The organism is Nocardia macrotermitis (assembly GCF_009604405.1).
In the GTDB taxonomy this organism is placed as follows: domain Bacteria; phylum Actinomycetota; class Actinomycetes; order Mycobacteriales; family Mycobacteriaceae; genus Nocardia; species Nocardia macrotermitis.
Genome location: NZ_WEGK01000002.1, coordinates 65,684 through 89,896, shown reverse-complemented (window position 1 = coordinate 89,896; position 24,213 = coordinate 65,684). Strand labels below are relative to the sequence as shown.

Below are 24,213 nucleotides of genomic sequence, written 5' to 3'. Positions count from 1 at the left end.
CTTGCTAGGAATCCTATGATCCGGAATTCGCACCGTATCCGTCGCGGCGCCGCCGCACTGGCCGTGGCCGCCGTTGGGCTCGGGACCTGCGCACTTGCGCCGCTCGCCGCTGCCGGGCCGTTGCCCAGTGCCCCGGTGGGCGCGCTGAACTATACGGTCGATGTGAACAAATCCGGCGCGAGTCCGGGGTACATCTACTACACGACCGGGGTCAGCGCGGCCGCGCTGGTGCCAGGGCTGGGGCAGACGCTCTCGGGTGTGCCGCAGGCCGCGCCCGCGAACGTGGTGATGGACAAGGCCGGGCACCAGGTGTGGCGATACGACCCGCCCAAGGGGCAGGACGTGTCGAACTTCCGGGCGCAGACCTATCAGGGCAAGCGCGTGCTCACCTGGTGGCAGGGCAGCACCGTCGGCGGGCACGGCACGGGTGAGGACTACATCGCCGACGAGCACGGGCACATCATCGAAACACTCGATGCCGGACCGGGTTTGAGCTCGGACGTGCACGAGTTCCGGCTGACGCCCGACGGGCGCGCGCTGATCACCGCGTACCACGAGGTCGACGCTGATCTCAGCGCGGTCGGCGGCCCGAAGAACGGCAGGATGTACGACACCGTCGCCTCGGTGGTGGATGTCGCGAGCAAGAAGGTGCTGTTCCGGTGGAGTGCCGCGCAACACGTCCCGCTGACCGACACCACGTCGAGCAACTCGACGCCCGGTTCCAAGGTGTACGACCCGTACCACATGAACTCGATCTCGCTGGATCCGCAAGGGAACCTGCTGATTTCGATGCGCGATACGTCCACGGTGTACGACGTCGACATCCACACCGGCAAGATCCGCTGGCAGCTCGGCGGTAAGCGTTCGTCCTTCGCACTGGGTCAGGGCGTGGAGTTCGGCTTCCAGCACGACGCGGAATTCGCTGGGCCCGATACGATTCGGCTGTTCAACAACAATTCCACCGGTTCGCAGAATCTGGGTCTGTCGAGTGTGCAGTGGATCCATCTGGATACCGCCACGCATCGAGCGACGTTGGTGCGCAACCAGACTCACCCCAGCGGACTGGTAGCCATGGCAATGGGTGACGCGCAGGGGCTGCCCAATGGGAACACCCTGGTGGGTTGGGGTATGGCGCCGCATATTTCGGAGTTCTCGCCGTCCGGGGCGCTGGTCTACGATGTCTCGCTGCCGTTCGGGACGTACCGCGCCTACCTCGAGGATTGGTCTCCCACCTCGAAATAGCTTGTCGCGCAGTCGGTTCGATGCCGCCCGTCACCTGTGTGTGGCGGGCGGTTTCGTCTGCCGGACCGGGCCGCACAGGTACGCTCGCACCGAATCGTTCTTGTCCGGCGGTAATGCCTTGCAGTACTGCTGAATCCAGCGGACCCGGGCATCATCCGACGGCGTGACCAGTGCGAATCCGATCTGCCCCTGCGCGGTGAGCCGGGCCAGGTCGGCGGTGGTGAGCGCCTGGGCCGATCCGGTGAAGCCGCCGAAGGCGGGCACCGGTGCGCCCGTGGTGAAGATGAACGGTGAGGCAAGGATTCCGGTGTAAGACCCCGGCTGGAAACCCTCACAGACCCACTGTTTCATCGCACCGGACCAGCCCGGAACGCCCTGAGAAAGGTGCGCACGCCCTCGACTACGAGCGGCTCGACGCGAGGATCCTCCGCGGCATTCGCCGAGCCGAACTTGTTGAGGGCGACCCCGAACGCCAGGACGAGGAATTGGTCGACCGCGAGCCGGGGGTCGGGAATGTCGAGTAGCCCAGCCGCGGCGAAGGCGGCAAACCGCTCGGCGATTGCTTCCTCGGGAGTATCGGCCATCGGGTTGTAGCCGGGGTACGGTAGGTGGCCGGATTCCGTGCGCACCAATCGAACCAGCGTTGCGTACTCCGCCGAGCCGAGCATATCGGTGGCGATACGCATCGAGAAGGTGATCAGGCGCTCTTCGAGATCAGCGCCGTCCGGAAGGCCGGTGAGGGTGTCGTCGAGTGTGCGGCGGATCGTGTCGGTCAGCGACCGGCCGACTGTGTCGACGACTGCTTGCAGCAATGTGCGCTTATCACCGAAATAGTCATAGACCGTCCGTTTGGACACCTCGGCGCGGGCGGCGACCGCATCGACGCTGGACCGGTCGAACCCCTGGGCGAGAAACAGTTCCCGCGCGGCCGAGAGTATGGCGGCCCGCTTCTGGGTTGACCCCTCACGCAGTGTCTTCGTGGTCGGCATGACGACATACTACCGAACTACACTGCACGGTGTAGTGTTGTCGTATGCCGCGCCGATTCGCGGGGCTCGCACACCCTCCGGACCGTAACCACGGAAGGAAGTCCATGATCGAAACGCTGGCACCCGCAGCCCGTATCGGGAAGCCCGCTGTCGCAGCACTCGGCATGCTGGCGGTCGCCACCGGCGCCCTGGAATCGGTGGTGGCTCCGACCCTCCCACTGCTGCAACGCGAGCTGGATATGACTCCGGCGCAAGGCGCACTACTCAGCGTCGTACTCCTCGTCACCGGCGCGCTCATCACCCCGGTCGCCGGCACATTCGGCGACCGCTACGGCGGAAAACGCGTCCTGATCCGGCTGATGGCGGTGGTCTCGGCGGGAGGACTGGTCTCCGCCCTGGCACCGAACCTGCCCGTCCTGCTGCTCGGCCAGATACTGCAGGGAGCGATGGTCGGTGCCCTGCCGCTGTCGTTCATCCTGGTACGCGAACACCTGCCCGCGGACGCGGCGAAGGTGGCCATCGGTGTGGTCAGCGGGTTGTTCGTGGGGGGCGGGATGGCGGGAACGCTGGCGGCCGGGCCGGTAGCCGAAGGACTGTCCCGGCATTGGATGTTCGCGCTGCCGACGATCGCCGTCATCATGTCCACCGCGCTGGTGAACCGACTGATGCCGCATGATGCGCCCGGCCGGACCGACGCCACCGGGCTCGACTGGCTGGGTCTGGCTCTGTTGAGCGGGTCCCTGGCCACGCTCATGCTCGGACTCGCGCTGGCACCCGATCTCGCTTCCCGGCCACTCGCCCTGGGCGCCCTCGTCGTGGTTCTGGCAGCCTTCGCCACCGGATGGATAGCCGTCGAACGGCGCGCGACCGAACCGATGATCGATCTGCGCATGCTCGCACGGCCCGCGATATGGCAGCCGTTAGTACTGACGTTCGCGATCTGTGTCGGCACCTCGGTAGCGGTCTACCTGGTCCCGCAACTACTCGCGGTCCCGGCCGGCGAATACGGGTTCGGAGCGAGCGCCACCGAAATCGGATTCCTGTTGCTACCCGGCGCCGTGGCCGCGACCCTGGCCGGTCCGCTCAGCGGGATGTGGGTGCGGCGTTCCGGCTCGCGTGCCGTGGTCACCGCCGGAATCGTGATCCTCGCCGTCGGGCTGATCGGCCTGGCGGCCCTGCACACCGAGGTCTGGCACCTCGTCGGGGGTAAGGCGATGATCGCGCTCGCCAACGGTCTGTGCGTTACCGCGCTGGTGACCGGTATCGCCACCGCCGTCGATCGGCGCGACACCGGTATCGCCACCAGCCTGGTCCTGGTGACTCGTGTACTCGGTTACGCCGTGGGTGCGCAACTCAGTGGCGTGATCCTCACCGCCGCAACACCTTCCGGGTCCGATATTCCCGCCGAATCGGCCTTCGTCACCGGCTTCGTCATCGCCGGCTCCGTGGCGGCGCTGTCCTTGCCGGTCGTCCGGTCCATGAAGAAAGGAGTCACGCGATGACCGATACGGAACTGCCGCGGGGTAGCCGCACCACGCCCCGCCGGACTGTACTGATATCCGGGGCGAGCATTGCGGGGCCCGCCCTTGCATTCTGGCTGAACCGGTACGGATTCGCGGTCACGGTGGTCGAGAAGGCGGACGGCTTCCGCGGCGGTGGCTACCCCATCGACGTGCGCGGCACCGCACTCGAAGTCGTGCGGCGGATGGGTATTCTGCCGCGGCTACAGGACGCGCATATCGACCTGCGCCGGATCTCCTTCCTCGACGGCTCCGGCGATACGGTGGCATCGGTCGACCCACACTCCCTGACCGGCGGCACGGGAAACGATCTGGAAGTGCCGCGCGGGGAACTGACCGCCACGCTGTACGAGGCGGTTCGTCACGACGTGCAGTTCCTGTTCGGCGACTCCATCGACACTCTCGACCAGTCCGACCACGGCGTCGAGGTCACCTTCCGCCGGGGCGGCACAGAAACTTTCGACCTGGTGGTCGGGGCGGACGGTCTGCATTCCCGCACCCGCGAACTCGTGTTCGGTCCCGAAACGCAGTTCCATCGATACCTCGGCTACTGCTTCGCCGGATTCACCATGGCCAACCCCCTGGGGCTGAGCCGCGAGACTGCGTTGTGGAACACGCCGGGCCGGGCCGCGGCACTCTACGCCGTGGGAGACAACGACGACACAGTGCATGCCCTGCTGAACTTCGTCCACCCGACCCCACCGTTCGACGCGTTCCGGAACCCGCAGGCCCAGCGAGAACTGGTCATAGGCGTATTCGCCGACGCCGGATGGCAGGTCCCGGGCATGCTGCATGCCATGCGGCAGGCGGAAGACCTGTTCTTCGATACAGTCGGCCAGATCCACTTGCCCCGCTGGTCCAGCGGCAGAGTCGCACTGGTGGGCGACGCCGCGTACGCACCCTCATTCCTCACCGGCCAGGGATCCAGCCTCGCGCTCGTCGGCGCATATATGCTCGCCGGCTCACTGGCGGACCGAGACCATGTCGCGGGCTTCGCCGCCTATGAACACGACACACGGGAGTTCGTGACGCTGAACCAGAATCAGGTCGGAAAAGGTGATGCCGCGCTGTTCCCGGCCACCGCGCAGGCCCTGCGGCAACGAAACGAGATGCTACGCAACCTCAGCGCAATGCCCACCCCCGCGGAGCGTCCCGCCCATTCCGCCCTGACCCTGCCCGAGTTCGCCCCATGACCGACACCTCATCGTGCCCGGATGTCCCGTCGGGGGCGTTGACGACTGCCGCACGGACGAGATGACTACTCGACCGCGACTTCCCCGAGCCGACGGTCCCACCCGGTCACGAGCCGCTGCACCTCGTCGGCGCCGGCCTGCACAACATCGTGCGCGGCCTGATCACCGGGCGGCACGACGGCCGAGGGCAGATGACGTATCCGCTGGTGCCGGGCATCGACGCGGTCGCTCGCACCGGCGACGGACGCCTGGTCTACACCGGATACGCGCGTCCGCCCTTCGGGACGATGGCCGAGCGGCTGGTCGCGCCCTTCCAGGCGGAGGTTCCGGCGTTGCGGACGATGCCGCCCGTCACCTGTGTGTGACGGGCGGTTTCGTCTGCCGGACCGGGCCGCACAGGTACGCTCGCACCGAATCGTTCTTGTCCGGCGGTAATGCCTTGCAGTACTGCTGAATCCAGCGGACCCGGGCATCATCCGACGGCGTGACCAGTGCGAATCCGATCTGCCCCTGCGCGGTGAGCCGGGCCAGGTCGGCGGTGGTGAGCGCCTGGGCCGATCCGGTGAAGCCGCCGAAGGCGGGCACCGGTGCGCCCGTGGTGAAGATGAACGGTGCGGCGAGGATTCCGGTGTAGGTGACGATCGGGTAGTGCGCGCTGGGGAACATGTTGTGCGCCAAGGTCATCAGCTTCGGCCCGCTGTCCAGCGCGGAGGCGACCGCATCGTGTGTCACCCGCCGGGATGCGTCGGGCTCGAACGGCATGTCCAGCGCGCCGTAGCCGTCGACGATCAGGGAGGCCGCCGCGACCGCGGGTGCCGCCAGTGCGGCGATCAGCAGTGCCGCAATCGAATACCGGCGCACGACCACCGCGACGACACACAGGACGAGCGCTACCGCGACGGTCGTCCAGCGCACCACCGGTGACGCGGGCGCGAGCAACCACCCGCCGTACAGCACCGTCGCCACCACCGCGAGCACACCGCACCGACGTATCCACACCGATTCGGCCTTCGCGAATTCCACTGCGCCCCAGCCGATCAACGCGGCGACCGGCGGGGCGAGCGCGGCCAGGTAGTACGGATTGACCGTGCCGACGACCAGGAATACCGCGAGGTGGATCAGCAGCCAGCCGCCCCAGATGATCAGTGCGGCGACTACCCGCAGGTTCCGGGTGCGATGTCGGGCGAGGACCACCAGCGCGATCAGGGCGATCAGGGCCAGCGGCACGAGCCAGCCACCCGAACGTCCACCACCGCCGGTGAATACGTGATCGAGTCGATTCTCCGGGCCGAGCACCAGTTGGCTGCGATAGTTCTGCTGGCCACCGACTTCGAAACTGCCTGCGCCGACACCGAATCCGCTGTCGGCGCGGGACAGCGCGTTGTATCGGAAGACCTGTTCGAACAGCGAATCGCCGCCGCCGTCGACATACGGCCGCCGGTTCGCCGGAATCAGGCTGACGATTGTCATCCAGCTGAGCGAAACCACCAGGGCGACAACGCCGAACACCGCCACATCGGCCAGCCTGCGACGCACCGAACTCGTCGCCACGATCAGATATGCGAGTGCCAGCAGCGGAATCGCGACCCACGCCTGCACCATCTTCACCTGGAAGGCCAGGCCGACGAAAAGCCCGGCGAGCCAGAGGTTTCGAGTCCGACCGCTCTCGATCGCGGTGAACGTTCGGTCAACGGCCAACAGCAGCAACAGAATCAGCAGCGTATCCGGAATGTTGCCCCGATCCAGCGACACCACGACCGGCGTACACGCCAGCACGACAACTGCCACCACCCCCGCCACCGGCCCCGCCGTGCGGTGCACCACCCGAAACAGCAGCAGCACCGTCAGCACGCCCTCGACCACCTGCGGCAGCACCAGCGCCCACACGTGCGGCCCGAACACGTGCACCGACACCGCCTGCACCCACAGCGCACCGGGCAGCTTGTCGACACTGATGACCGCATCCGGATCGAACGCGGCGAAGAGGAAGTTGTGCCAGTTCATCGCCATCGACCGAGCCGCGGCCGCGTAGTAGATCTGCGGCTCCTGCCCCGCCATCCCCCACGCATAACTCACCCCCGCCAATGCCGCGACCAGCAACAACACCGGCCGTGCCCACCCCGGCTGATCCCCGGGCGAACGCCAGAACTGCCACCGGAAACCGGCATCGGAGGGCGAGACTACGATCGCGGCTGTCGTCACAGTGACCAATATCCGACCGCCCGCGAACCCGGTCAACGGAATTGCCCCGATTTCCACCCGCAGGCCAGCCACTTCCACCCAGGGTTCTACGTCCCGCCCGACGAATCCATCCACATCCGCTAACAGCATGGAACGCAGCTGCGGACAGTCTCGCCCCACAGCCGATCGACACGCTAACCACAGCACTCTCAGCACGAGTCGATATGCCAACCGGACGGCCATGTTCGCAGGGTGAACCTGACTTCCACCGGGACAGACGAAGGGGCAGAACACCGAACGCATGCACACGTAACGCCGGTCGTCCCGGCTGTGGAGTCTGTCCAGATAACGGCTCTGGTCCACATTCGGTGGTCACGCCGATCCGGTGGTCCGCGCGGGCGGCACATCACGATCGCTGCACGAAATACCCATTACGACAAGATCATTCACGCCGCACCCGAGCCTGCGGAATCGGCGGCCGTGTCGAGACCACCGAATGTGCCCCAGAGCCGAAAGTCGGACAGAGCCGTCGGGCGCTACTGGCCCGGCGCAAGGCAGGCGGGGATGGCAGCATGGATGCCCTCCGCATGTCGCCGACCAACACCACCTCACACTCACCGCCACAGTCCCCGGATGTGCGGGTGCGGCGGGTGGTCAGGCTGCGCGGATGTGGGACAGGCCCCATTCCTGGGCCAGTAGGCGGTGGGAGGTGAGGCGGTCCTCGTGGTTGTGGGTGACGCTGGTTATCACGAGTTCGTCTGCGCCGGTGAGTTGTTGGAGGGCGGTGAGGCGGGCCGCGACTTCGGTGGGGGTGCCTACGAATTGGGTGGTGGTGCGGTCGCGGACCAGGCGTTGTTGCTGTTGGGAGAGGGGTTGGGCGGTGTCGGGGTCCTGGTAGTCGGCCGCGCCCGCGCCGCTGCGGATGCTGTAGACCCAGTGGCCGTAGGTGGAGGCGAGGTGTTCGGCCGTCGCGTGATCCGGTGCGACGACGACGTCGGCGGAGACCACCAGATACGGCTTCGGGTGGCGGGGCGAGGGTTGGAACGATTCGCGGTATGCCGCAACGGTTTCCAGGATGGTGCCCGGTGAGACGTGGTAGTTCGCCGCGAACGGCAGACCGAGGCGTCCGGCCAGGCGCGCGCTGTCGCCGCCGCTGCTGCCGAACAACCAGAGTTCGATGTCCGCACCCTCGCCCGGAACCGCGTGCAGCGCAACACCTTCGGCGGAGCGGTAACCACCGTCCAGGAAGTCGCGGATCTGCTCGACCTGCTCGGTGTAGTCCAACGCTTGCGCGCCAGGCAGTTTCAACGCCGCGAGCCCGGCCGACAACCGGGTCGTATCCAACAGCTGCCCCGGGCTGAACGGCGGCGGAATCACCACGCCGTCCCGCACCTCGATGGGCCGCTCCGGTGCCGGAACCGGTGGCACACCGGCCGAACGGATCTGGTCGGCGCGATGCCCGGAGCGGCCGAGCCCGAGGTCCAGACGCCCCGGATACAGCGCGTCGATCGTGCCGAAGGCCTCCACCACCGACGCCGAGGTGTGATGCCCGAGCTGCACGGCCGCCGAACCCACCCGGATCGTCTCGGTGGCCGCCGCGATCAGGCCGATCAACGTGGCCGGGGACGAACTCGCCACCCGCACGAAATGATGTTCCGCGACCCAGAATCGGCGATATCCCCAACTCTCGGCCCGCTGTGCGAGCTCGATGGTGTTCCGAATCGCTTGGCGCGGTGTGGATCCCGAGCTGATCGGCGAGAGGTCCAGGATCGACAGCGGAACATGCCGGGTGCGCCACTGGTTGTCGGATTCGGCCGTGCTCATGACACAGGTACTCCTTCACTACGGGAATGGGTGAGTTCTTCGTCGTGTCCGCCCGGGACCGCCGCGAGCAGTTCGCGGGTGTATTCATGCGTCGGTTGATCGAACAGTGTTGCGGTCCCGGATGTTTCGACGATACGACCGGCCCGCATCACCGCGACGCGATCACTGACCCGCCGCACCACGGCCAGGTCGTGCGAGATGAACAGGTAGCTCAGCGACAGCTCGCGTTGCAGCCGCTCGAGCAGTTCGAGAACCTGCGCCTGGACCGAAACATCCAGCGCGGAAACGGGTTCGTCGAGCACCACCAGTTCCGGCCGCAGTGCCAGGGCGCGTGCGATCGCCACCCGCTGGCGTTGTCCACCGGACAATTCCGAGGGCAATCGATCCCGATACTCCGGCGGCAAGGCCACCTGTTCGAGCAGTTCGCCGACTTGCTCGCGACGTGACTGTCGATCGCCGATTCCGAAGGCGCGCAAGGGTTCCACGATGCTCTGGCCGATGGTCAGTTTGGGGTTCAGCGACGCGTAGGGATTCTGATAGACGACCTGGACACGTCGCCGGAACTCGCGCAGCCGCGCACCGCGCAGGCCGCCGACATCCTGCCCATCGAAGGTGATCGCGCCGGAATCGGGTCGTTCGAGCAGCGTGAGGATGCGCGCGGTGGTGCTCTTGCCGGAGCCGGATTCACCTACCAGCGCGAGGGTTTCGCCGCGATCGATGTGCAGCGTGACGTCATCGACGGCGGTGATCCGGCCGTGCGAACCGGTCCGGAAGGTGCGACTCAGGCCGGTCGCGGACAGCAGCGGCGTCACGGCTCGAGGGCGGATCGGCCGCGTCGGCGCGTCCAGGGTCGGCACCGAATCCAGCAGCCGCCGTGTGTATTCGTGCTGCGGATTGCCGAGAACCACTGCGGTACTTCCAGATTCGACGATCTCACCGCGCCGCATCACCACGATGCGATCCGCGCGATCGGCCGCGACACCCAGATCGTGGGTGATCAGCAGCACCGCGGTACCGGATTCGGCGGTGCGCGCGGCGAGATGGTCCAGGATGCGGCGCTGCACGGTGACGTCCAGCGCGCTGGTCGGCTCGTCGGCGATCACCAGCTCCGGGCCGCAGGCCAGGGCGATACCGATCAGCACCCGCTGCCGCTGACCACCCGAGAGATCCTGCGGATACTGGCGTGCGCGCAGTTCCGGCCGGTCGAGTCCGGCCGTGGCGAGGATATCCACCGCCCGCGCCCGCGCGGTGCGGCGGTTCGCGCGGCCGTGGATGCGCAGTGCCTCGGCCACCTGGTCGCCGATCCGCAGCACGGGATTGAGCGAAACGCCGGGATCCTGTGGTACCAACCCGATTCGGGCACCGCGGATCGCACGCAGGTAGCGTGGGGAGGCGTCGTCGATCCGCTCGCCCGCGAAGGTGATCCGCCCGCCCGTCACCGTGCCGCCGCCAAGCAGCCCGAGCACCGCGTGCGCGAAAGTCGACTTGCCCGAACCGGATTCGCCGACCAGCGCGACGGTCTCCCCCGGCGAGACCGTCAGCGACGCACCGGCCACGGCCGGTCCGCCACCGCCGGGATATTCCACCCGCAGATCCTCGACCCGCAACAACGCTTCGTCCGTCATCACCTCACCCGTCTTTCTCCGCAGCCACAGCCCGGCCAATTCGCTGGGCGGACAACACAACCGCGACGATGACCAGCCCGGGCAGCGTCGTCAGCCACCACGCGGTGGCCAGATAGCTGCGACCGTCGGCGATCAGCGAACCCCATTCCGGCGTCGGCGGCCGCGCCCCGTAACCGAGGAAACTCAGCGAGGACACCGCCAGCACCGCGACCCCGAATTCCACCGCCGCCAACGCCGCGACCGGCGCATACGCATTGCGCAGCACATGCCGCACCAGCACGCCGGGCCAGCGCACCCCCGCCGCGAACGCCGCCTCCACATACGGCGCGCGCCGCACCCGCACCACCTCGGCCCGCATCACCCGCGCGAACGTCGGCACCAGCGCGACACCGACCGCGATCGCGACATTCCGCGTCCCGAACCCCAGCGCCGTGACCAGCACCAATGCACTCAACAGTTCCGGAATCGACAGCAGCACATCGACAATCCGCATGATCACCGCGTCGACCGCGCCCCCGATCGCCCCCGCGAACAACCCGAGCAGCGCACCCACGACCAGACCCAGCGCTACCGCGAAAACCGTTGCGGTAACGGACAACTGCGTCGCGTGCACGACGCGCGTATAAAGATCCCGCCCCAAATTGTCGGTACCGAACCAGTGCCCCGCACTCGGCCCCCGCAACTTCTCCGCCGGAACCCCGCGCAACGGATCGCCCCCGGCGAACAACGCGGGACCGATCGCCCACCCGAGCACGATCAACAGCACAACCGTCGGCAATACGATCGACCACCGAAATCGCGGCCGCACCTCGAGCACACTCATCCGACCACGCCCTGCCACTCGCTCTCCAGATCGGGACCGGTGACCTTGGGATCGGCCGGTGCCGCAACCTTGCCTCCACGCTCGACATCCGAAGCGCCGGAAGATGATTCGGCACTCCGGCGAGTGCGCCGAACATCCTGTCGCACACGGGGATCCAGAATCGGCTGGATCAGATCGACCGCGAGGTTCACCAGCGCGAAGGCCAGCGCGGTCAGCATGACGACGCCCTGGACGACCGGAATGTCCTCGGCGAGTACAGCAGTCTGCGTCAGACGGCCGATCCCGGCGCGGGAGAACACCGTCTCCACGACCACCGATCCGGCCAGCACCGTACCGACCCACACCCCGGCCACCGCCAACGCCGGCCCCACCGCGGGCCGCAGGACGTGATGGATCTGCACCCACCACCGCGACGCCCCCTTGGCGAACGCCACCTCGACGAAACTCTGCCGCCACACCCCGGCCAGACCGGTGTACAGCACCTGCGCGATGACCGCCCCCACCGGAATCGCCAACGTCACAGCGGGCAGCACCGTGCCCACGAACCCGGTCCCGCCGAACGCCGGAACCAGTCGCAGCCGGAACGAGAACAGTTGCAGCAGAATCAATCCCACCCAGAACGTCGGCGCGGACGCCCCGATCGGCGGCAACGCGGTCAACAACCCACGCAACCACCGCCGCTGGGTATAGGCCGCGGCCAACGCGAGCCCGGTCCCGAACACCAACGCCAACCCCAACGCCAACGCGGCCAACCCGAGCGTCGAGGGCAACGCCTGCCCCAACGCCCCGGTCACACTCTGCCCGGTACTCAACGAATGCCCCAGATCCCCCCGCACCGCATGCTCCAACGCAGTCCAATACTGTTCCCACACAGGCTTATCCAGCCCATACCGAGCCCGCAACTCCGCAACGGCCGCCGGATCCACCGGCACCCCCGGATTCGCCCCCACCGCCAACTGCACCGGATCCGCAGGCAACAAATACAACACCCCGAACGTCACCGTGAACGCCGCCCACAACACCCCCACCGCCTGCAAAACCCGCACCCCGGCATACCGAATCATCGAATCCCCCTGCCGCACAGGTAATCCGAGTCTCCCGATGTCATCCGACCACCTCTTGCGCCGAATACCGTTACGCACTCGGAATCCGCACACGCAGGCGCGGACGACCCCGGTCTTGGAACAAGTTCGACGCTCATCTCGAAGCCCCTCGGACGCCACGTTCGACAACCACCGGGCGATCGAATCCCGTTCCGCGAACGCGGGTTACACGCCGCGTAGGGACCGCCCCATATCCCGAACTCATCCGACAACCTCCTGCGCGATATATCGCTGCGCACCGAGCGGGCGGCTGGGGATCTGTGCACGCAGGACCGGCGCGACCTCGGCTTGGAAGAGTTCGAGGCTGGCGCGGTGTCGAGCGGGTGTAAGCCCGTCGCTGTCGGCGCTGAGATGTATTGCCTCGTGGCCGAATCGGTTGTGATAGCGCAGGATCTTGTCGAGGATCTGCTGGGGGCTGCCGATCAGGGCGGAGCTGCGGTCGACGAAATCCTCGAGGGTTTCGAAGACGATCGGGAGGCCGTGGGCGCGGGCCGCGGCTTGACGGGCGGCGAAGATCGGGCGGTACGCCTGGAGGGCATCCTGTGAATCACGGGTCACATAGAAGCCGGCGGTGCCCGCGCCGACCAGCGCCTGCGCGGGGTCGTTGCCGTGTGCGGCCCACCGTTCGCGGTAGTACGCGATCAACTCGGCATACGGCTCGATCGGGTTGGTGACGTTGGCCGAGAACAGCGGATCACCGTGCAACGCAGCCAGTTCCACCGATTCGCGACTGGTGGCGCTGCCGTGCCAGATCCGCAGCCGCGATTGCAGCGGCCGGGGCAGCGCCTCGGCCTCGATCAGGGCGGGCCGGAAGCGGCCCGCCCAGGTGACGCTCTCCCCCTCCCACAGCCGCCGGAACAGCTCGTAACCTTCGCGGTTGCGCGCCCACTGGTCCTGCGCCGTGACGTGGAACAGTTTCGCCTGCGCGGCGCCGTTCCCCTTGCCGATGATGAGCTCGAGCCGCCCGCCCGACAGATTGTCCAGCGTCGAATAGTCCTCGAAGGCCCGCACCGGATCCAGCAGGCTCAGGGTGGTGACCCCGGTGAACAGCGCGATCCGCGAGGTCACCGCCGCGATATGGCTCAGCACCACCGGCGGCGCGGACGAGATGAACGGATCCTCGTGCCGCTCACCGACGGCGAAGCCGTCGTAGCCGAGTTCCTCTGCGAGCCGGGCATTTTCGACGACGCGGCGCAGACGTTCGGCCGGTGTCTCGGTCGCACCGGTCACCGGATCGGGTTGATGGGTGATCAGGGTCAGCAGCAGGAATTTCATGGATGCGAAACCTCCGCGAATCGGCCTGTCGAAGCGAACGAATCAGAGCACATGGGCGAGAAAGGCTTTCGTGCGCGGATGCGTCGGCTGGTCCAGCACCTGCGCGGGCGGACCCTGTTCGACGATCCGCCCGTCGTCCATCAGCACCACGGTGTCGGCCACCTCCCGGGCGAACCCGATCTCGTGCGTGACGATCACCAGAGTCGAACCGTCCCCGGCCAATCCGCGGATCACATCGAGCACCTCACCGACCAATTCCGGATCCAGCGCCGAGGTCGGCTCGTCGAACAGCACCACCCGCGGCCGCAACGCCAACGCCCGCGCGATCGCGACCCGCTGCTGCTGCCCACCGGACAACCGACGCGGATACTCCCGCGCCTTGTCCGCCAGCCCGACCCGCTCGAGCAGTTCGGCCGCCTCGGCCCGCGCCTGCGCCCGCGGCCTGCGCTGCGCTGAAATCGGTGCCAGCGCAACGTTTTCCAACACGGTCAGATGCGGAAAGAGATTGAAGTTCTGGAATACGAACCCGATCCGCGCCCGCTGCCGCAGGATCTCGCGCTCACTCAGCTCGCGCAGCACCGCACCCCGACGCCGGTACCCGACCAGTTCCCCGCTCACCCGCACGGTCCCGGCATCGACCTGCTCCAGATGATTGATGGTCCGCAGCAGCGTCGACTTCCCCGACCCGGAGGGCCCGAGTATCACCGTCACCTCCCCGGGCCGCACCGCCAGATCGACCCCGCGCAACACCTCGTGCGCACCGAAATGCTTACGCACACCACGCAATTCCACCGCGTACTCGTGCTCCGACGCGGTCGCTTCCGACCCGGTCTCACTCACCGCCGCTCCCCCGTGATCTCGGAAACCTTCGCCCGCACCCGCTGCCACGGCGTCGGCGGCAGTTCCCGCTGACTCCCCTTCGCGAAATGCCGTTCGATGTAGTACTGCACCACGCTCAACACGCTGGTCAGCACGATGTACCAGACGGTGGCCACCATGAGCAGCGGCACCACCCGCCCGTTGCGCCCGTAGATCACCTGGACCTGGTAGAACAGCTCCGCGATGGCCATCACCGAGACGATCGAGGTGCCCTTGAACAGGCTGATCACCTCGTTGGCGGCGTTGGGCAGAATGCCCCGCATCGCTTGCGGCGCAACGATGGTGAAGAACTGCCGCCGCCACGGCAATCCGAGCGATTTGGCCGCCTCGACCTGTCCCGGATCCACCGAAATGATTCCGGCGCGGATGATCTCGGCCGAATACGCGCCCTGATGCAGCGCCAGCCCGATCACCGCCGCACTGAACCCACTGATCACACCGTTCACATCGAAGCTGAAAAATGCTGGACCGAAAGGGATTCCGACGGAAATACGCTTGTAGAGATAGGCGATGTTGAACCAGAACAGCAGCTGCACGATCAGCGGAATCGACCGGAACGCCCACACGTAGGCCCACGCGATCACTTGCAGCACGGGGATTTTCGACAGTCGCGCGACCGCGATCCAGACGCCCAGCAGGAACCCGAACAGCGTGCCCCAGAAGGTCAGTTCGAGGGTGACCCGCATCGCCGAGAGCACCGACGACGCGGTGAAATACCGCCCGAATGTCGGCCAGTCCCAACCCGGATTGGTGATCAGCCCGTGCGCGAACTGCGCGACCACGACCAACGCCAGCACCGCGACGAGCCAGCGCCACGGGTGCCGGGTGCGGGCGACCGGCAGGGCCCCCTCATCTTCGGCCTCCGGTGCCGCCGGACGCTCGACGGCGGTCACTGTGCTCATGGATCCTCCCGCGGTCCGGCGGTCGCGCTCGCACCCGGCGATGCCGCATTCCTCGACGCTAGAACAGCCACGACCGCCTGTCGGTACTCCTGCTCACCGTGAATCGAACTGTTGGATCGAACCGTTGTCGGGCCGTGCCCGGACCCCGGAAATTTCTATGTACACTATTGTTCGCAATAGGATTTTCCAGCATCTCGGAGGAGTCATGAAGGACCTGAACGGCCGCCTGTGCCTGATCACAGGCGCGGCGAGCGGCATCGGACGCGCGACCGCCATCGCCGCGGCCCGCCGGGGCATGCGTCTGTTCCTCACCGACATCTCCGCGGACGGACTGGACGAGACGGTCACCCGGATCCGCGCCACCGGCGGCGAGGTCCTGGACGCGCAGGTCCTGGACATCTCCGACTACGAGGCCGTGCGCGCCTGGTCCGAGCGGATCCACCAGCACTATCCGAGCCTGGACGTGGTGATGAACATCGCGGGCATCGCGATCTGGGGCACCGTGGAGAACCTCGAACACGAGGACTGGAAATCGGTGGTCGAGGTCAATCTCATGGGCCCGATCCACGTCATCGAGAGCTTCCTGCCGCCGATGGTGCGCGCCGGACGTGGCGGCCATCTGGTCAACGTATCCTCGGCGGCCGGCCTGCTCGCCCTGCCCTGGCACGCGGCCTACAGCGCCAGCAAATTCGGTCTACGCGGCATCTCCGAGGTGCTGCGATTCGATCTGGAACGGCATCACATCGGGGTCAGCCTGGTCGTCCCGGGCGCGGTGCGCACCCCGCTGGTGGGCACGGTGCGGGTGGTCGGCGTGGATCGCGACGATCCCCGGGTCAAACGGCTGATCGGCCTGTTCGAGGGGCATGCCTCGACGCCCGAGCAGGTGGCCGAGCAGATCCTGACCGGGGTCGAACGCAACCGCTATCTCGTGCACACCTCGGCGGACATCCGGATCGGCTACTGGTTCGCCCGCAAGTTCGCACTGCCGTACGAGGTCGTGATGCGGCTGGCCAACCGGCAGTTCAGCCGCCTGCTCGACGCCCAGCGGCAGCGCTCCGAGGAACGAACCCCGTTGTCACACTGAGCAATCCACTCACATCTGAGCCAGGCACACGACGAACTTGCGCTGCTTGTAGACCACGCCGTGGCCCGAATCGCTGCACGTGTTCACATCCGCGGTATTGCGGTTGATCGCCTGCACCCGCATGGTCCCCGGCACCGGAGCCGAGCAGTCGGCCGGAGTCGCCGAATTGCCCTTGACCGCCATGCAACGCCCGACCTCCCAGTCGGTGTCCAGGCACAGCGTGTCCTTCGCGCCGCCGGGCAGCGTCACCGACACCGAACGATCCGAATCGCTCGGGCACCGGCCGCTCGCACTCGCGGTGCTGTTCACCCGATAGATGGAATCCGAACTGCCACAGGAGGTTTTGGCGACCGAACCGCCCGATCCCACGCCGGCCACACAGTCACCCGCGGCGACCGGATCCGGGACGTCGCGCTGATTCGCGCCGTTGTTGGTCGGCACCACGGAGGTCGGCGTCACGGTGGCCGAGGAGGCGGCGGCCAGCGGCGGCAGCGGCGCGATGGTAGTCGCGCCGGGCGACTTGGCCGTGCCGGGGGTCTTGGCGAAGGTCGGCTTCGAGGTCGCGGTCGTCGTGGTGGTGGGTGTCGCACTGGTCGTCGGCGGCGCGGAGGTCCGGGACGAGCTGGCGTCGGCCGCGGTGACGTGATGCCCGCCGACCGACAGCGCAGCGAAGATCAGGCATGCCATCGCCAGTCCGGAGGCGACCACGAAACCCACCAGGATGATTCCGGCGTGGACACGACGACGCGGCACGAAACCGTCCTCCAGAGCTGTAACACTTCGAACCCGTAACGCGAGATTCAAAAGTTTGAACGAATGTGATTGGCGACCACACAGTGCATACACCACCTGCGCTGATATACGCGAATTGTGAAGTCCCATATTTTTACTCGGAACCGGCCCACAACCTCTACATATAACGATTCAATAACGATGCTGGGCCGGCTCTCGCGTATCTCCATGTCTGCCAACAGGCTTCGGACCCGGTACAGTCATTCGCCGTCCGGCTGCACATGCCGGCGGTAGGCTCCGATAGGAAATCTGTATGAAGTTCGGCAAATTCGCCGCAACCGCACTTCTCGCGGTGGCGACGGTGGGGATCGCCGCGGGGACGGCGGACGCGAGCCCATCGATCCCCCATTCCCCCGCAGTGGCGAAACAAACCACGGCCTCCGGTGTCGATCACGGCGTCGCATATCACGCGACCCTGTCGGACCTGTCCCACAAGATGACCACCGTGGTGGACAAGGGCCGGTTCGTGGTCGCCGCCAACGGCACCGAGGTCGACCTGAAGAACACCGACGGCACCGCCCTCGCCAAGGTGCCGCTGGCGTTCCACATCAACGGTGGCACAGTGCATCTCGCGCAGCAGATCAGCGCGGACGGTCGACAGCTGGTGTTGACGCCGAAGGCGCCGACCGCCAAGGAGATCGGCGAGATGCATTCGGTCGGCTCGATGAACCGGCTGATGGCCGAGATCAACAAGAACATCGTCGGCGTGGTCATCGGCGGCGTGCTGGGCGGCCTGATCGGCGCGGTGCTCGGCTTCTTCTTCCTGAGCTGGCTCACCGGCCCGATCGGCCTGCTGGTCGGCGCGATCGGCGGCGGGTACGCCATGGGCGGGCAGCCATTCATGGACGCGGTCACCGCCGTGTTGTCCGGCAAGCCCTGATCGAGGACTGATCGGCGCATCCGGGCCCGCGCTCCCACCTCGGGATCGCGGGCCCGGAGTTCGACGGCATCGGCTCCGCGCCGAGACTTCGCGGACCCGATGTCGTTGCCGCACAGGCCCCGACGCGCCTGCCGCGCAGGCGTTGCGCTGGGACGTTGCGCGCCCGCGAAATTCGTGGCTCAATGCGAGGGGACGGCACCTACCTGCCGTCCGTCCGCATCGACCTGAGGTTTGCGCTGATGACCGGGCACGGGCACGACTGGCTCCGCACCGCGGATCCGGCGATGGTCGAACTGCGGGATCCGTTGGCGCAGCGGGCAGTTCGGATCGTGCGCCCCGACGAGGACGAGTTGTCCGGCGATTTCCTGGTGGAACTGGAGACGCTGGTCTTCCAGTGGGAGGACACCACCACCCAGGCCGCGGCCGACGCCTATCTGGCGTTGCGCGGGGCGGCCGATCGGATCGACATCCTGCGCGGGCTCAGCTGGCTGTGCGCACTGTGGGCGGTGGTCTGCGAAACCCGGCTCGGCAAATCCGCAGACAACATCATTCGTGATCTCGACTACCGCGGCGGCCGGCGCGTCATCACCAGCGCTGACCAGGCAAGACGCTGGGAAAACCGCACCCATCGAGTGCGTCTGGGGGCGCTGGCCGCGTTGACCGAGGATCCGCGGGCGGTCGCGTCATACCGGGTGGCCTGCACCGAACCGGTCGGCATCGCCGCGGAGTTGATCGTGCACACCCTCGTTCACCTCGACGGATTCAGTCAGGACATGCAGCGGCACGACCTCGAGGCCCGCGGTCTGGCGGCCGGCGTGATGGCCCATACCGAAGCGGGCACTGGTCCGCGCGGACGCCTCTGCTTCCGTCCCGCGCATGCGCTCTGAGCCGAGCGATTGAGACGGAATTCACTACCGCGCACCGGTTTACGATCCAGAAGCAATAATTCCCACCTGCGGGCATACGCCCGCACACGTGATCGATATCACTGGAGACACGAAGTCGGACACGCCGGAGCGACTCATCCGGCGGGACGCAATTCCTCACTGTGCAGCCGCCGGTACCGACTGCCGTGGAACACCAGCGGATCGATATCGGCGCGGGTCGCCAGCCGATGGATGTGCACCAGCACGACCTGGTGATCTCCGGCGGGCACCTGCGCGTGCACCGACCCCTCGATCCACGCCGACGCCCCCTCCACGAACACCGCGTGCCCGGCGCCACGCCGCAACCCCACCCCCGCGAACCGATCCCCCGTCCGCGACCCGAACGACCGCGCCGCATCCTGCTGATCGGTCCCCAGCAGACTCAACCCGAGATGACTGGCCTGCGCCAACCGCGGCCACGTCGAGGAACTGTTCTGCACACAGAACGACACCAGCGGCGGATCCAGCGACACCGGAACGAACGTACTCACCGCCAATCCGTAACGCACACCGTCGATTTCGGCACACACAGTGACCACGCCGCTCGGGAACGCGGCGAAGGCGCTACGCAATCCGGTGGCGTCGGCGGGGATCTCCTGCAATTCGGACATGGGTACCTCTTTCCAGCGATGCGCTGCCGGTGGCTCTGCGCGTCCCGGCGGTGCCGCAGCCGATCGCACGGCCGCGACGAAGTCGATTCCGAGCCGGCCAACGCCGGTCCTCCGGGCATGCTCCCACTCCTGACCAGCACATATCCAGGGCGGAGCCGCACGGTGCGGCGGGCCGAAAGTGCAGCCTCCTTCTAGAGCACTCCATGTAAGGGCGGTGGGGTGTCATGCAGCAGTGCGCGGCCCAGATGCTGGTATTTCCAGCGGACCGGGTCGTGCAACGTGTGGGTGCGGGCGTTGCGCCAGAAGTGATCCAGGCCGTATTCGGTTGCGGCACTGCGAGTTCCACTGACTTCGAACAACGCGGACGACACCTCGGTCGCGGCCCGGTCGGCGAGGATCTTGGCCGCCGCGACCGCCAGCGAGGCCCGCGCGATAACGTCCTGCCCCGGATCGGCACTCGCGGTGGCGGCGTCGACCGCCAGCCCGGCGGCCGTCAACGTGGCCTCGGCGGCGGTCACCGACACGGCCAGCTCACCGATGCGCTGGATCACCAGCGGATCGTCGATCGCCCGCTCGACCTTGGCCTCGAACCACGGCCGACTCCGAGTACGCACGAATTCCGTTGCCGCACTGAGTGCCCCGCGCGCGATGCCGGTGTCGATCGCCACGTGCAGCAGCTGCGCGAACGCCCCGTACCCGGTCGGCGCACGCACCGCCGCATCCCGGGCGACGAGCTGATCACGCTCGACCCGAACACCGTCGAACCGCACGGTGCCACTACCGGTTGTGCGCTGCCCCAACGCATTCCAGTCGTCGAGGATCTCCACGCCCGGACTGCTCGCGGGTAGGAAGGCCACGTACTCGCCGGGACTCAACCCGGTGCGTCCCTCGGGATCGTCCAACCGGGTCAGCACCGCGAGGATTCCCGCGAAAGGCGAACCGGTGCAATAGTATTTGGTACCGTCGACACGCAACCCCGGCCCGTCCGGGCGCAACGTGGTCGCCACTTCGGCAACCGTCGCACCACCCCGTTCGGACTGTGCGTTGGCGATCTGCGCCCCGTCGAGCACCTGCGCGAAATACCGCTGCTGCTGCTCGGCCGATCCGGCCAGCCGCAGCAGATTCAGATAGACGAAATGACTGTGCGGAATCTGCGCGATATTGGGGTCCGCGACCGCGAGAGTCCTTACCACCTCGGCCAATTCGCTCGGCGGCAGCTCCGCGCCGCCGTGCGCGGCGGGCACGGTGACGGCCAGCAATCCGCTGGCCGCCAACCGCTCCACTTCGCCATGGGGCAACTGCCGCAAGCGATCCCGCTCGGCGGCCGTGACGGCGAACTCGTCCGCCAGCTCCAGCGCCACCCGCCGGGCGTGCCCGGCGGAGGTGATCCGTTGTGCGGCAGTGGCTGTCATCAGCCCGCCACGACCGCCGGACGACGCTGCGCCTCGAGTTCGCGCACCAGCGGCAGCACCCGCTGCCCGAAGTACTCGATCTCCTCCTGGAAGTGCAGGAACCCGCCCAGGATCAGATCGACGCCGCGATCGCGGTAGGCCACGATCCGTTCGGCGATCTGCTCCGGCGTGCCGATCAACCCGGTCCGGAAACCGTCGTTGTACTGCACCAGATCCTCGAAGGTGGAATCGGCCCACATCCCCTTGCGATCCCCGGTCGAGGCGCCCGCCTGCTGCACCGCGTCCCGGAACCCTTCCACCGCGGGCTTGTTCGCCTTCGCGATGATCTCGCGCAGGGTGTCGTGGGCTTCCTTCTCGGTGTCCCGGGCGATGATGAACCCGTTGAGCCCGAACTTCACCTCGCGATCGTGCGCGCGTGCCACATTGCGCAGATCGTCCAATTGCTCTGTGACGCCGTCGAAGTCCTTGCCGTTGGAGAAGTACCAGTCGGCGAACCGGCCGCCGTTGCGGCGGGCGGCGGTGGAGTTACCGCCTTGGAACAGTTCGGGATTCGGCCGTTCCGGGGTGTTCAGCGGCTTCGGCTTGAGCGTGAAATCGCGGATCCGGTAGAAGTCGCCGCCGTAGTCGACGCCGTCCTCGGTCCAGATCTTGCGGATCACCTCGAGGAATTCCGCACTGCGCCGGTATCTTTCGTCGTGTTCGAGCCACGGCTCACCGAGCGCCTTGAACTCACCGGCGAACCAGCCCGAGACCACGTTGATCGCGAATCGCCCGTTGGACAGGTGATCCGCCGTCGCCCCGAACTTCGCCAGCACGGCCGGATGCCACAGCCCCGGGTGAATCGCGGCGATGACCTTCAGCCGTTCGGTCGCGCCCAACAGCGCGAGGCTGAACGAGGTCGACTCGTGCTGGAATTCCGCGCCGTAGGAGGCGGTGTAGCGCACCTGGGACAGCGCGTACTCGAAACCGTTGTTCTCCGCGGTGCGGGCCAGCTTCTTGTTGTACTCGAAGTCCCACGACGTGCGCTGTTCGATATCACTGGTGACCAGCCCGCCACTGACATTGGGCACCCAGTAGGCGAATCGCGTCTGCTCGGCAATCTTTTCGGTACTCACTCCTGCTCCCAGTGGTGTCGGCCGGATCCTGCGCCCTTGACCGGGCACCCCGTATGCCTTTCACTTCAGCATCACGAGACACCCGGCACGAGGTTTTGAATCGCGCTGTGTTCAATTGCCTCCGCTCCGCTCCGGCGGGGCCGGGGCCCGGCGAAGGCTCGATTCTTCCCTCCTCCGCTCCTCCGCTTCGCTCCCCCGCTCCGTCAGTCCAGAATCGAGCCGGGCCCCGCCCCTTACTGTTGGCGTTATTTGGAGCTGGCGGAACTGGGCGACCTCGCTGTTGGCGTTGTCGGTGGCCGGCGGAATCGGGTGGCGGTGGCTGTCCTCAGACTTCAACAGCTGCCGCGCTGTACTGCGACCGCTCGAAGCGGCCCGCCGGGGCGAAGGTGGCCAGGATGTCCTCGGCCTTCACGCCCGTGACCTCCTCGATGTACGCGTCGGCGGCGGCCACCGAGTCGATGGGCAGGAACGGCTGCGGCCGGTGCAGCAGGGAGACCAACGCGGAGGCGAACTTCTCGTCCACCTGGGCGGCCGGGAAGAAGCGGTTGCTGATGTCGGCCAGTTCCGGGTCGCTCAGGAACAGCCGGGTCGCCTTGGCCGCCGCGTCGGAGCGGAAGCTCAGGAAGTCCGCGTACCGCGCCTCGAGCCAGGCCCGATCGAACTCGCCCTCATGGGCCGCGGCGGCGGTGACCAGGCGCTGCGCCTGGATCAGCCCGCTCTGCGCACCCTGTCCGGCGACCGGGTCGTACGCCACGGCGGTATCGCCGATCGCGAGCACCAGATGTCCGTTCGCGGTCGTGCCGACGGCCTTGCGCACCACCGGACGCACCGCGCCCTTGAGCCAGGAGTGCGGATCCTCCTCGATCACCTGCGTGGACAGCACCTCGGGCAGATCCCAGTCGATGTAGTCGCGGTAGATCTGCTTGACGATCTCGTGTGCCGAGGACGCGGAATCCGCTGCGGCGAAACGCTTGTCCCAATCGCTGCCGGGCCGCGCCCAGCCCAGGAACACCCACGACGCGCCCGCGTCCTTGTGCAGATACGAACCCCACCACGCCTCACCCTGCTCGGCGAAGATCGAGAACAGGCTGTGCGCACCACCTTTCGGGCTGCGATGCGCGAAAACCTCTGGGCCGTTACCCAATCCGGTCAACGTGACGGTCAGCAGCTTGCGCTGCGGCTCGGAGTACACCGTGCGGTCGGTGTCGATCGCGAACAGGTCCGACAGGCCGCCACGTCCGGTGGCGACGAGGGTCAGATCGTTCTCGGCGGCGATCTTGTCCAGCTTCTCCGGCGTCACCTGGTCCACCACGAAACGCCCGCCGCGCTCCTGGAACGCGGTCAGCCGCTCGTCGGCCTTGAGCCGGGTGTCCACCGCGAGACCGACGAATCCGTCGAAATTGCCGTCGAATCCGATCAATTCGGCATTCTCCGGTCCCGCGAAACGCACGCTCAACCCCGAGTGATTGGGCGCGCGATCGACGAAGGTGTCCTGCCCGAGCGCGGCCTCGGCGGCCTGCGCCTCACCGAAACCCAGCGCGGTGCCGGTGGCGGGGACATCGTTGCGCAGGCTCTGCTGATCGCGATCGCTGTAGACGGTGACCTGGAACCCCGCGTCCAGGAGGCCGAGTGCGGCGGTGACGCCGGTCTGCCCGGCCCCGATGATTGCTGCGGTTCGAGACGAATTCTGTTCAGTCATAAGGAAATTCTGCAATCGAGCAGGTCGGCCGCAGAGTGTTGCAATCACCGAGAACCAATCTGTGGCAGCGGTTTCCGGCAGGTACGAGCACGAAAGAAGGCCCGAATTGTGAAATCCGCAGTTTCACAATTCGGGCCG

Annotated in this window: 22 protein-coding genes; 7 read left to right on the top strand and 15 right to left on the bottom strand. The window is 67.0% G+C overall.

The annotated features are described in order from the left end of the window. The first annotated feature begins 15 nt into the window (after window positions 1-15). Complete coding sequence (locus NRB20_RS04355; RefSeq protein ID WP_153407944.1) at window positions 16-1,242, top strand: arylsulfotransferase family protein; 1,227 nt, start codon at window positions 16-18, stop codon at window positions 1,240-1,242. A 30-nt stretch (window positions 1,243-1,272) separates the two neighbouring features. On the opposite strand, the gene NRB20_RS04350 is transcribed toward NRB20_RS04355, so the two are convergent. Together NRB20_RS04350 and NRB20_RS04345 are read right to left on the bottom strand one after the other, a co-directional pair. Continuing rightward, window positions 1,273-1,593 (bottom strand): mannosyltransferase YkcB-related protein, encoded by a 321-nt coding sequence (locus NRB20_RS04350; RefSeq protein ID WP_153407943.1) that lies wholly within the window; start codon window positions 1,591-1,593, stop codon window positions 1,273-1,275. Beyond that, window positions 1,590-2,231 carry a TetR/AcrR family transcriptional regulator gene (locus NRB20_RS04345; RefSeq protein ID WP_153407942.1) on the bottom strand — a complete coding sequence of 214 codons (642 nt, stop codon included), beginning with the start codon at window positions 2,229-2,231 and terminating at the stop codon, window positions 1,590-1,592. The genes NRB20_RS04350 and NRB20_RS04345 overlap by 4 nt, the downstream gene beginning before the upstream one ends. A 104-nt stretch (window positions 2,232-2,335) precedes the next feature. Here NRB20_RS04345 and NRB20_RS04340 point away from each other — a divergent pair, with 104 nt between their 5' ends. The 3 genes from NRB20_RS04340 (at window position 2,336) to NRB20_RS37480 (ending at window position 5,309) form a co-directional block, all read left to right on the top strand. Beyond that, complete coding sequence (locus NRB20_RS04340; protein ID WP_153407941.1) at window positions 2,336-3,733, top strand: MFS transporter; 1,398 nt, start codon at window positions 2,336-2,338, stop codon at window positions 3,731-3,733. Further along, entirely contained in the window at window positions 3,730-4,944 is a 1,215-nt protein-coding gene (locus tag NRB20_RS04335; RefSeq protein WP_153407940.1) for an FAD-dependent monooxygenase, read from the top strand. The genes NRB20_RS04340 and NRB20_RS04335 overlap by 4 nt, the downstream gene beginning before the upstream one ends. A 191-nt stretch (window positions 4,945-5,135) precedes the next feature. Then, window positions 5,136-5,309, top strand: a complete 174-nt coding sequence (locus NRB20_RS37480; RefSeq protein WP_194289726.1) for a hypothetical protein — start codon at window positions 5,136-5,138, stop codon at window positions 5,307-5,309. Here NRB20_RS37480 and NRB20_RS04325 read toward each other — a convergent pair. The 8 genes from NRB20_RS04325 to NRB20_RS04290 form a co-directional block, all read right to left on the bottom strand. Continuing rightward, window positions 5,296-7,146: an ArnT family glycosyltransferase gene (locus NRB20_RS04325; RefSeq protein ID WP_194289725.1), complete on the bottom strand. Its 1,851-nt coding sequence runs from the start codon at window positions 7,144-7,146 to the stop codon at window positions 5,296-5,298. The genes NRB20_RS37480 and NRB20_RS04325 overlap by 14 nt on opposite strands. A gap of 633 nt (window positions 7,147-7,779) precedes the next feature. Continuing rightward, on the bottom strand, window positions 7,780-8,949 hold the full coding sequence (locus NRB20_RS04320) for an LLM class flavin-dependent oxidoreductase (RefSeq protein WP_153407938.1): 1,170 nt from the start codon (window positions 8,947-8,949) through the stop codon (window positions 7,780-7,782). Further along, window positions 8,946-10,574 (bottom strand): dipeptide ABC transporter ATP-binding protein, encoded by a 1,629-nt coding sequence (locus tag NRB20_RS04315; RefSeq protein ID WP_153407937.1) that lies wholly within the window; start codon window positions 10,572-10,574, stop codon window positions 8,946-8,948. The genes NRB20_RS04320 and NRB20_RS04315 overlap by 4 nt, the downstream gene beginning before the upstream one ends. Window positions 10,575-10,578: 4 nt before the next feature. Next, window positions 10,579-11,397, bottom strand: a complete 819-nt coding sequence (locus NRB20_RS04310) for an ABC transporter permease (protein WP_153407936.1) — start codon at window positions 11,395-11,397, stop codon at window positions 10,579-10,581. Next, a complete protein-coding gene (locus NRB20_RS04305; RefSeq protein ID WP_153407935.1) occupies window positions 11,394-12,461 on the bottom strand; it encodes an ABC transporter permease in 1,068 nt (355 codons plus the stop codon). Before NRB20_RS04305 ends, NRB20_RS04310 begins: the two co-directional genes overlap by 4 nt. Window positions 12,462-12,701: 240 nt before the next feature. After that, complete coding sequence (locus NRB20_RS04300; RefSeq protein ID WP_153407934.1) at window positions 12,702-13,775, bottom strand: LLM class flavin-dependent oxidoreductase; 1,074 nt, start codon at window positions 13,773-13,775, stop codon at window positions 12,702-12,704. A gap of 42 nt (window positions 13,776-13,817) precedes the next feature. Continuing rightward, window positions 13,818-14,615 carry an amino acid ABC transporter ATP-binding protein gene (locus tag NRB20_RS04295; protein WP_319944461.1) on the bottom strand — a complete coding sequence of 266 codons (798 nt, stop codon included), beginning with the start codon at window positions 14,613-14,615 and terminating at the stop codon, window positions 13,818-13,820. Beyond that, the gene (locus NRB20_RS04290; RefSeq protein WP_153407933.1) at window positions 14,612-15,556 is read right to left on the bottom strand and encodes an amino acid ABC transporter permease; all 945 of its coding nucleotides are present in this window, start codon (window positions 15,554-15,556) and stop codon (window positions 14,612-14,614) included. Before NRB20_RS04290 ends, NRB20_RS04295 begins: the two co-directional genes overlap by 4 nt. 205 nt (window positions 15,557-15,761) lie before the next feature. Between NRB20_RS04290 and NRB20_RS04285 the strand changes: the two genes are divergently transcribed. After that, window positions 15,762-16,640 carry an SDR family oxidoreductase gene (locus tag NRB20_RS04285; protein WP_153407932.1) on the top strand — a complete coding sequence of 293 codons (879 nt, stop codon included), beginning with the start codon at window positions 15,762-15,764 and terminating at the stop codon, window positions 16,638-16,640. Window positions 16,641-16,649: 9 nt separating this feature from the next. Here the strand turns inward: NRB20_RS04285 and NRB20_RS04280 are convergent, their stop codons facing one another. Next, a complete protein-coding gene (locus tag NRB20_RS04280) occupies window positions 16,650-17,393 on the bottom strand; it encodes an LppU/SCO3897 family protein (RefSeq protein WP_153407931.1) in 744 nt (247 codons plus the stop codon). Between the two features lie 292 nt (window positions 17,394-17,685). On the opposite strand from NRB20_RS04280, the gene NRB20_RS04275 reads away from it, so the two are divergent. Then, a complete protein-coding gene (locus NRB20_RS04275) occupies window positions 17,686-18,312 on the top strand; it encodes a hypothetical protein (protein WP_153407930.1) in 627 nt (208 codons plus the stop codon). A gap of 239 nt (window positions 18,313-18,551) precedes the next feature. Continuing rightward, complete coding sequence (locus NRB20_RS04270; protein ID WP_153407929.1) at window positions 18,552-19,199, top strand: hypothetical protein; 648 nt, start codon at window positions 18,552-18,554, stop codon at window positions 19,197-19,199. Between the two features lie 134 nt (window positions 19,200-19,333). On the opposite strand, the gene NRB20_RS04265 is transcribed toward NRB20_RS04270, so the two are convergent. The 4 genes from NRB20_RS04265 to NRB20_RS04250 all read right to left on the bottom strand — a co-directional run bounded on the left by NRB20_RS04265 (window position 19,334) and on the right by NRB20_RS04250 (window position 24,075). Then, window positions 19,334-19,849, bottom strand: coding sequence for a flavin reductase family protein (locus tag NRB20_RS04265; protein WP_153407928.1), 516 nt, complete (start codon window positions 19,847-19,849; stop codon window positions 19,334-19,336). Between the two features lie 191 nt (window positions 19,850-20,040). Further along, window positions 20,041-21,261 carry an SfnB family sulfur acquisition oxidoreductase gene (locus tag NRB20_RS04260; protein WP_153407927.1) on the bottom strand — a complete coding sequence of 407 codons (1,221 nt, stop codon included), beginning with the start codon at window positions 21,259-21,261 and terminating at the stop codon, window positions 20,041-20,043. Continuing rightward, on the bottom strand, window positions 21,261-22,376 hold the full coding sequence (gene sfnG, locus NRB20_RS04255) for a dimethylsulfone monooxygenase SfnG (protein WP_319944460.1): 1,116 nt from the start codon (window positions 22,374-22,376) through the stop codon (window positions 21,261-21,263). The genes NRB20_RS04260 and sfnG overlap by 1 nt, the downstream gene beginning before the upstream one ends. Window positions 22,377-22,701: 325 nt before the next feature. Then, window positions 22,702-24,075, bottom strand: a complete 1,374-nt coding sequence (locus tag NRB20_RS04250) for a styrene monooxygenase/indole monooxygenase family protein (RefSeq protein WP_153407926.1) — start codon at window positions 24,073-24,075, stop codon at window positions 22,702-22,704. Between the last annotated feature and the right edge of the window lie 138 nt (window positions 24,076-24,213).

What these genes read in the sequence shown, in the direction of transcription:
- NRB20_RS04250 (WP_153407926.1), bottom strand. Translation starts at nt 24,075, where the DNA reads ATGACTGAACAGAATTCGTCTCGAACCGCAGCAATCATCGGGGCCGGG.
- NRB20_RS04275 (WP_153407930.1), top strand. Translation starts at nt 17,686, where the DNA reads ATGAAGTTCGGCAAATTCGCCGCAACCGCACTTCTCGCGGTGGCGACG.
- NRB20_RS04315 (WP_153407937.1), bottom strand. Translation starts at nt 10,574, where the DNA reads ATGACGGACGAAGCGTTGTTGCGGGTCGAGGATCTGCGGGTGGAATAT.
- NRB20_RS04340 (WP_153407941.1), top strand. Translation starts at nt 2,336, where the DNA reads ATGATCGAAACGCTGGCACCCGCAGCCCGTATCGGGAAGCCCGCTGTC.
- NRB20_RS04290 (WP_153407933.1), bottom strand. Translation starts at nt 15,556, where the DNA reads ATGAGCACAGTGACCGCCGTCGAGCGTCCGGCGGCACCGGAGGCCGAA.
- NRB20_RS04305 (WP_153407935.1), bottom strand. Translation starts at nt 12,461, where the DNA reads ATGATTCGGTATGCCGGGGTGCGGGTTTTGCAGGCGGTGGGGGTGTTG.
- NRB20_RS04320 (WP_153407938.1), bottom strand. Translation starts at nt 8,949, where the DNA reads ATGAGCACGGCCGAATCCGACAACCAGTGGCGCACCCGGCATGTTCCG.
- NRB20_RS04285 (WP_153407932.1), top strand. Translation starts at nt 15,762, where the DNA reads ATGAAGGACCTGAACGGCCGCCTGTGCCTGATCACAGGCGCGGCGAGC.
- NRB20_RS04265 (WP_153407928.1), bottom strand. Translation starts at nt 19,849, where the DNA reads ATGTCCGAATTGCAGGAGATCCCCGCCGACGCCACCGGATTGCGTAGC.
- NRB20_RS04270 (WP_153407929.1), top strand. Translation starts at nt 18,552, where the DNA reads ATGACCGGGCACGGGCACGACTGGCTCCGCACCGCGGATCCGGCGATG.
- NRB20_RS04350 (WP_153407943.1), bottom strand. Translation starts at nt 1,593, where the DNA reads ATGAAACAGTGGGTCTGTGAGGGTTTCCAGCCGGGGTCTTACACCGGA.
- NRB20_RS04310 (WP_153407936.1), bottom strand. Translation starts at nt 11,397, where the DNA reads ATGAGTGTGCTCGAGGTGCGGCCGCGATTTCGGTGGTCGATCGTATTG.
- NRB20_RS37480 (WP_194289726.1), top strand. Translation starts at nt 5,136, where the DNA reads ATGACGTATCCGCTGGTGCCGGGCATCGACGCGGTCGCTCGCACCGGC.
- NRB20_RS04300 (WP_153407934.1), bottom strand. Translation starts at nt 13,775, where the DNA reads ATGAAATTCCTGCTGCTGACCCTGATCACCCATCAACCCGATCCGGTG.
- NRB20_RS04335 (WP_153407940.1), top strand. Translation starts at nt 3,730, where the DNA reads ATGACCGATACGGAACTGCCGCGGGGTAGCCGCACCACGCCCCGCCGG.
- NRB20_RS04355 (WP_153407944.1), top strand. Translation starts at nt 16, where the DNA reads ATGATCCGGAATTCGCACCGTATCCGTCGCGGCGCCGCCGCACTGGCC.
- NRB20_RS04260 (WP_153407927.1), bottom strand. Translation starts at nt 21,261, where the DNA reads ATGACAGCCACTGCCGCACAACGGATCACCTCCGCCGGGCACGCCCGG.
- NRB20_RS04345 (WP_153407942.1), bottom strand. Translation starts at nt 2,231, where the DNA reads ATGCCGACCACGAAGACACTGCGTGAGGGGTCAACCCAGAAGCGGGCC.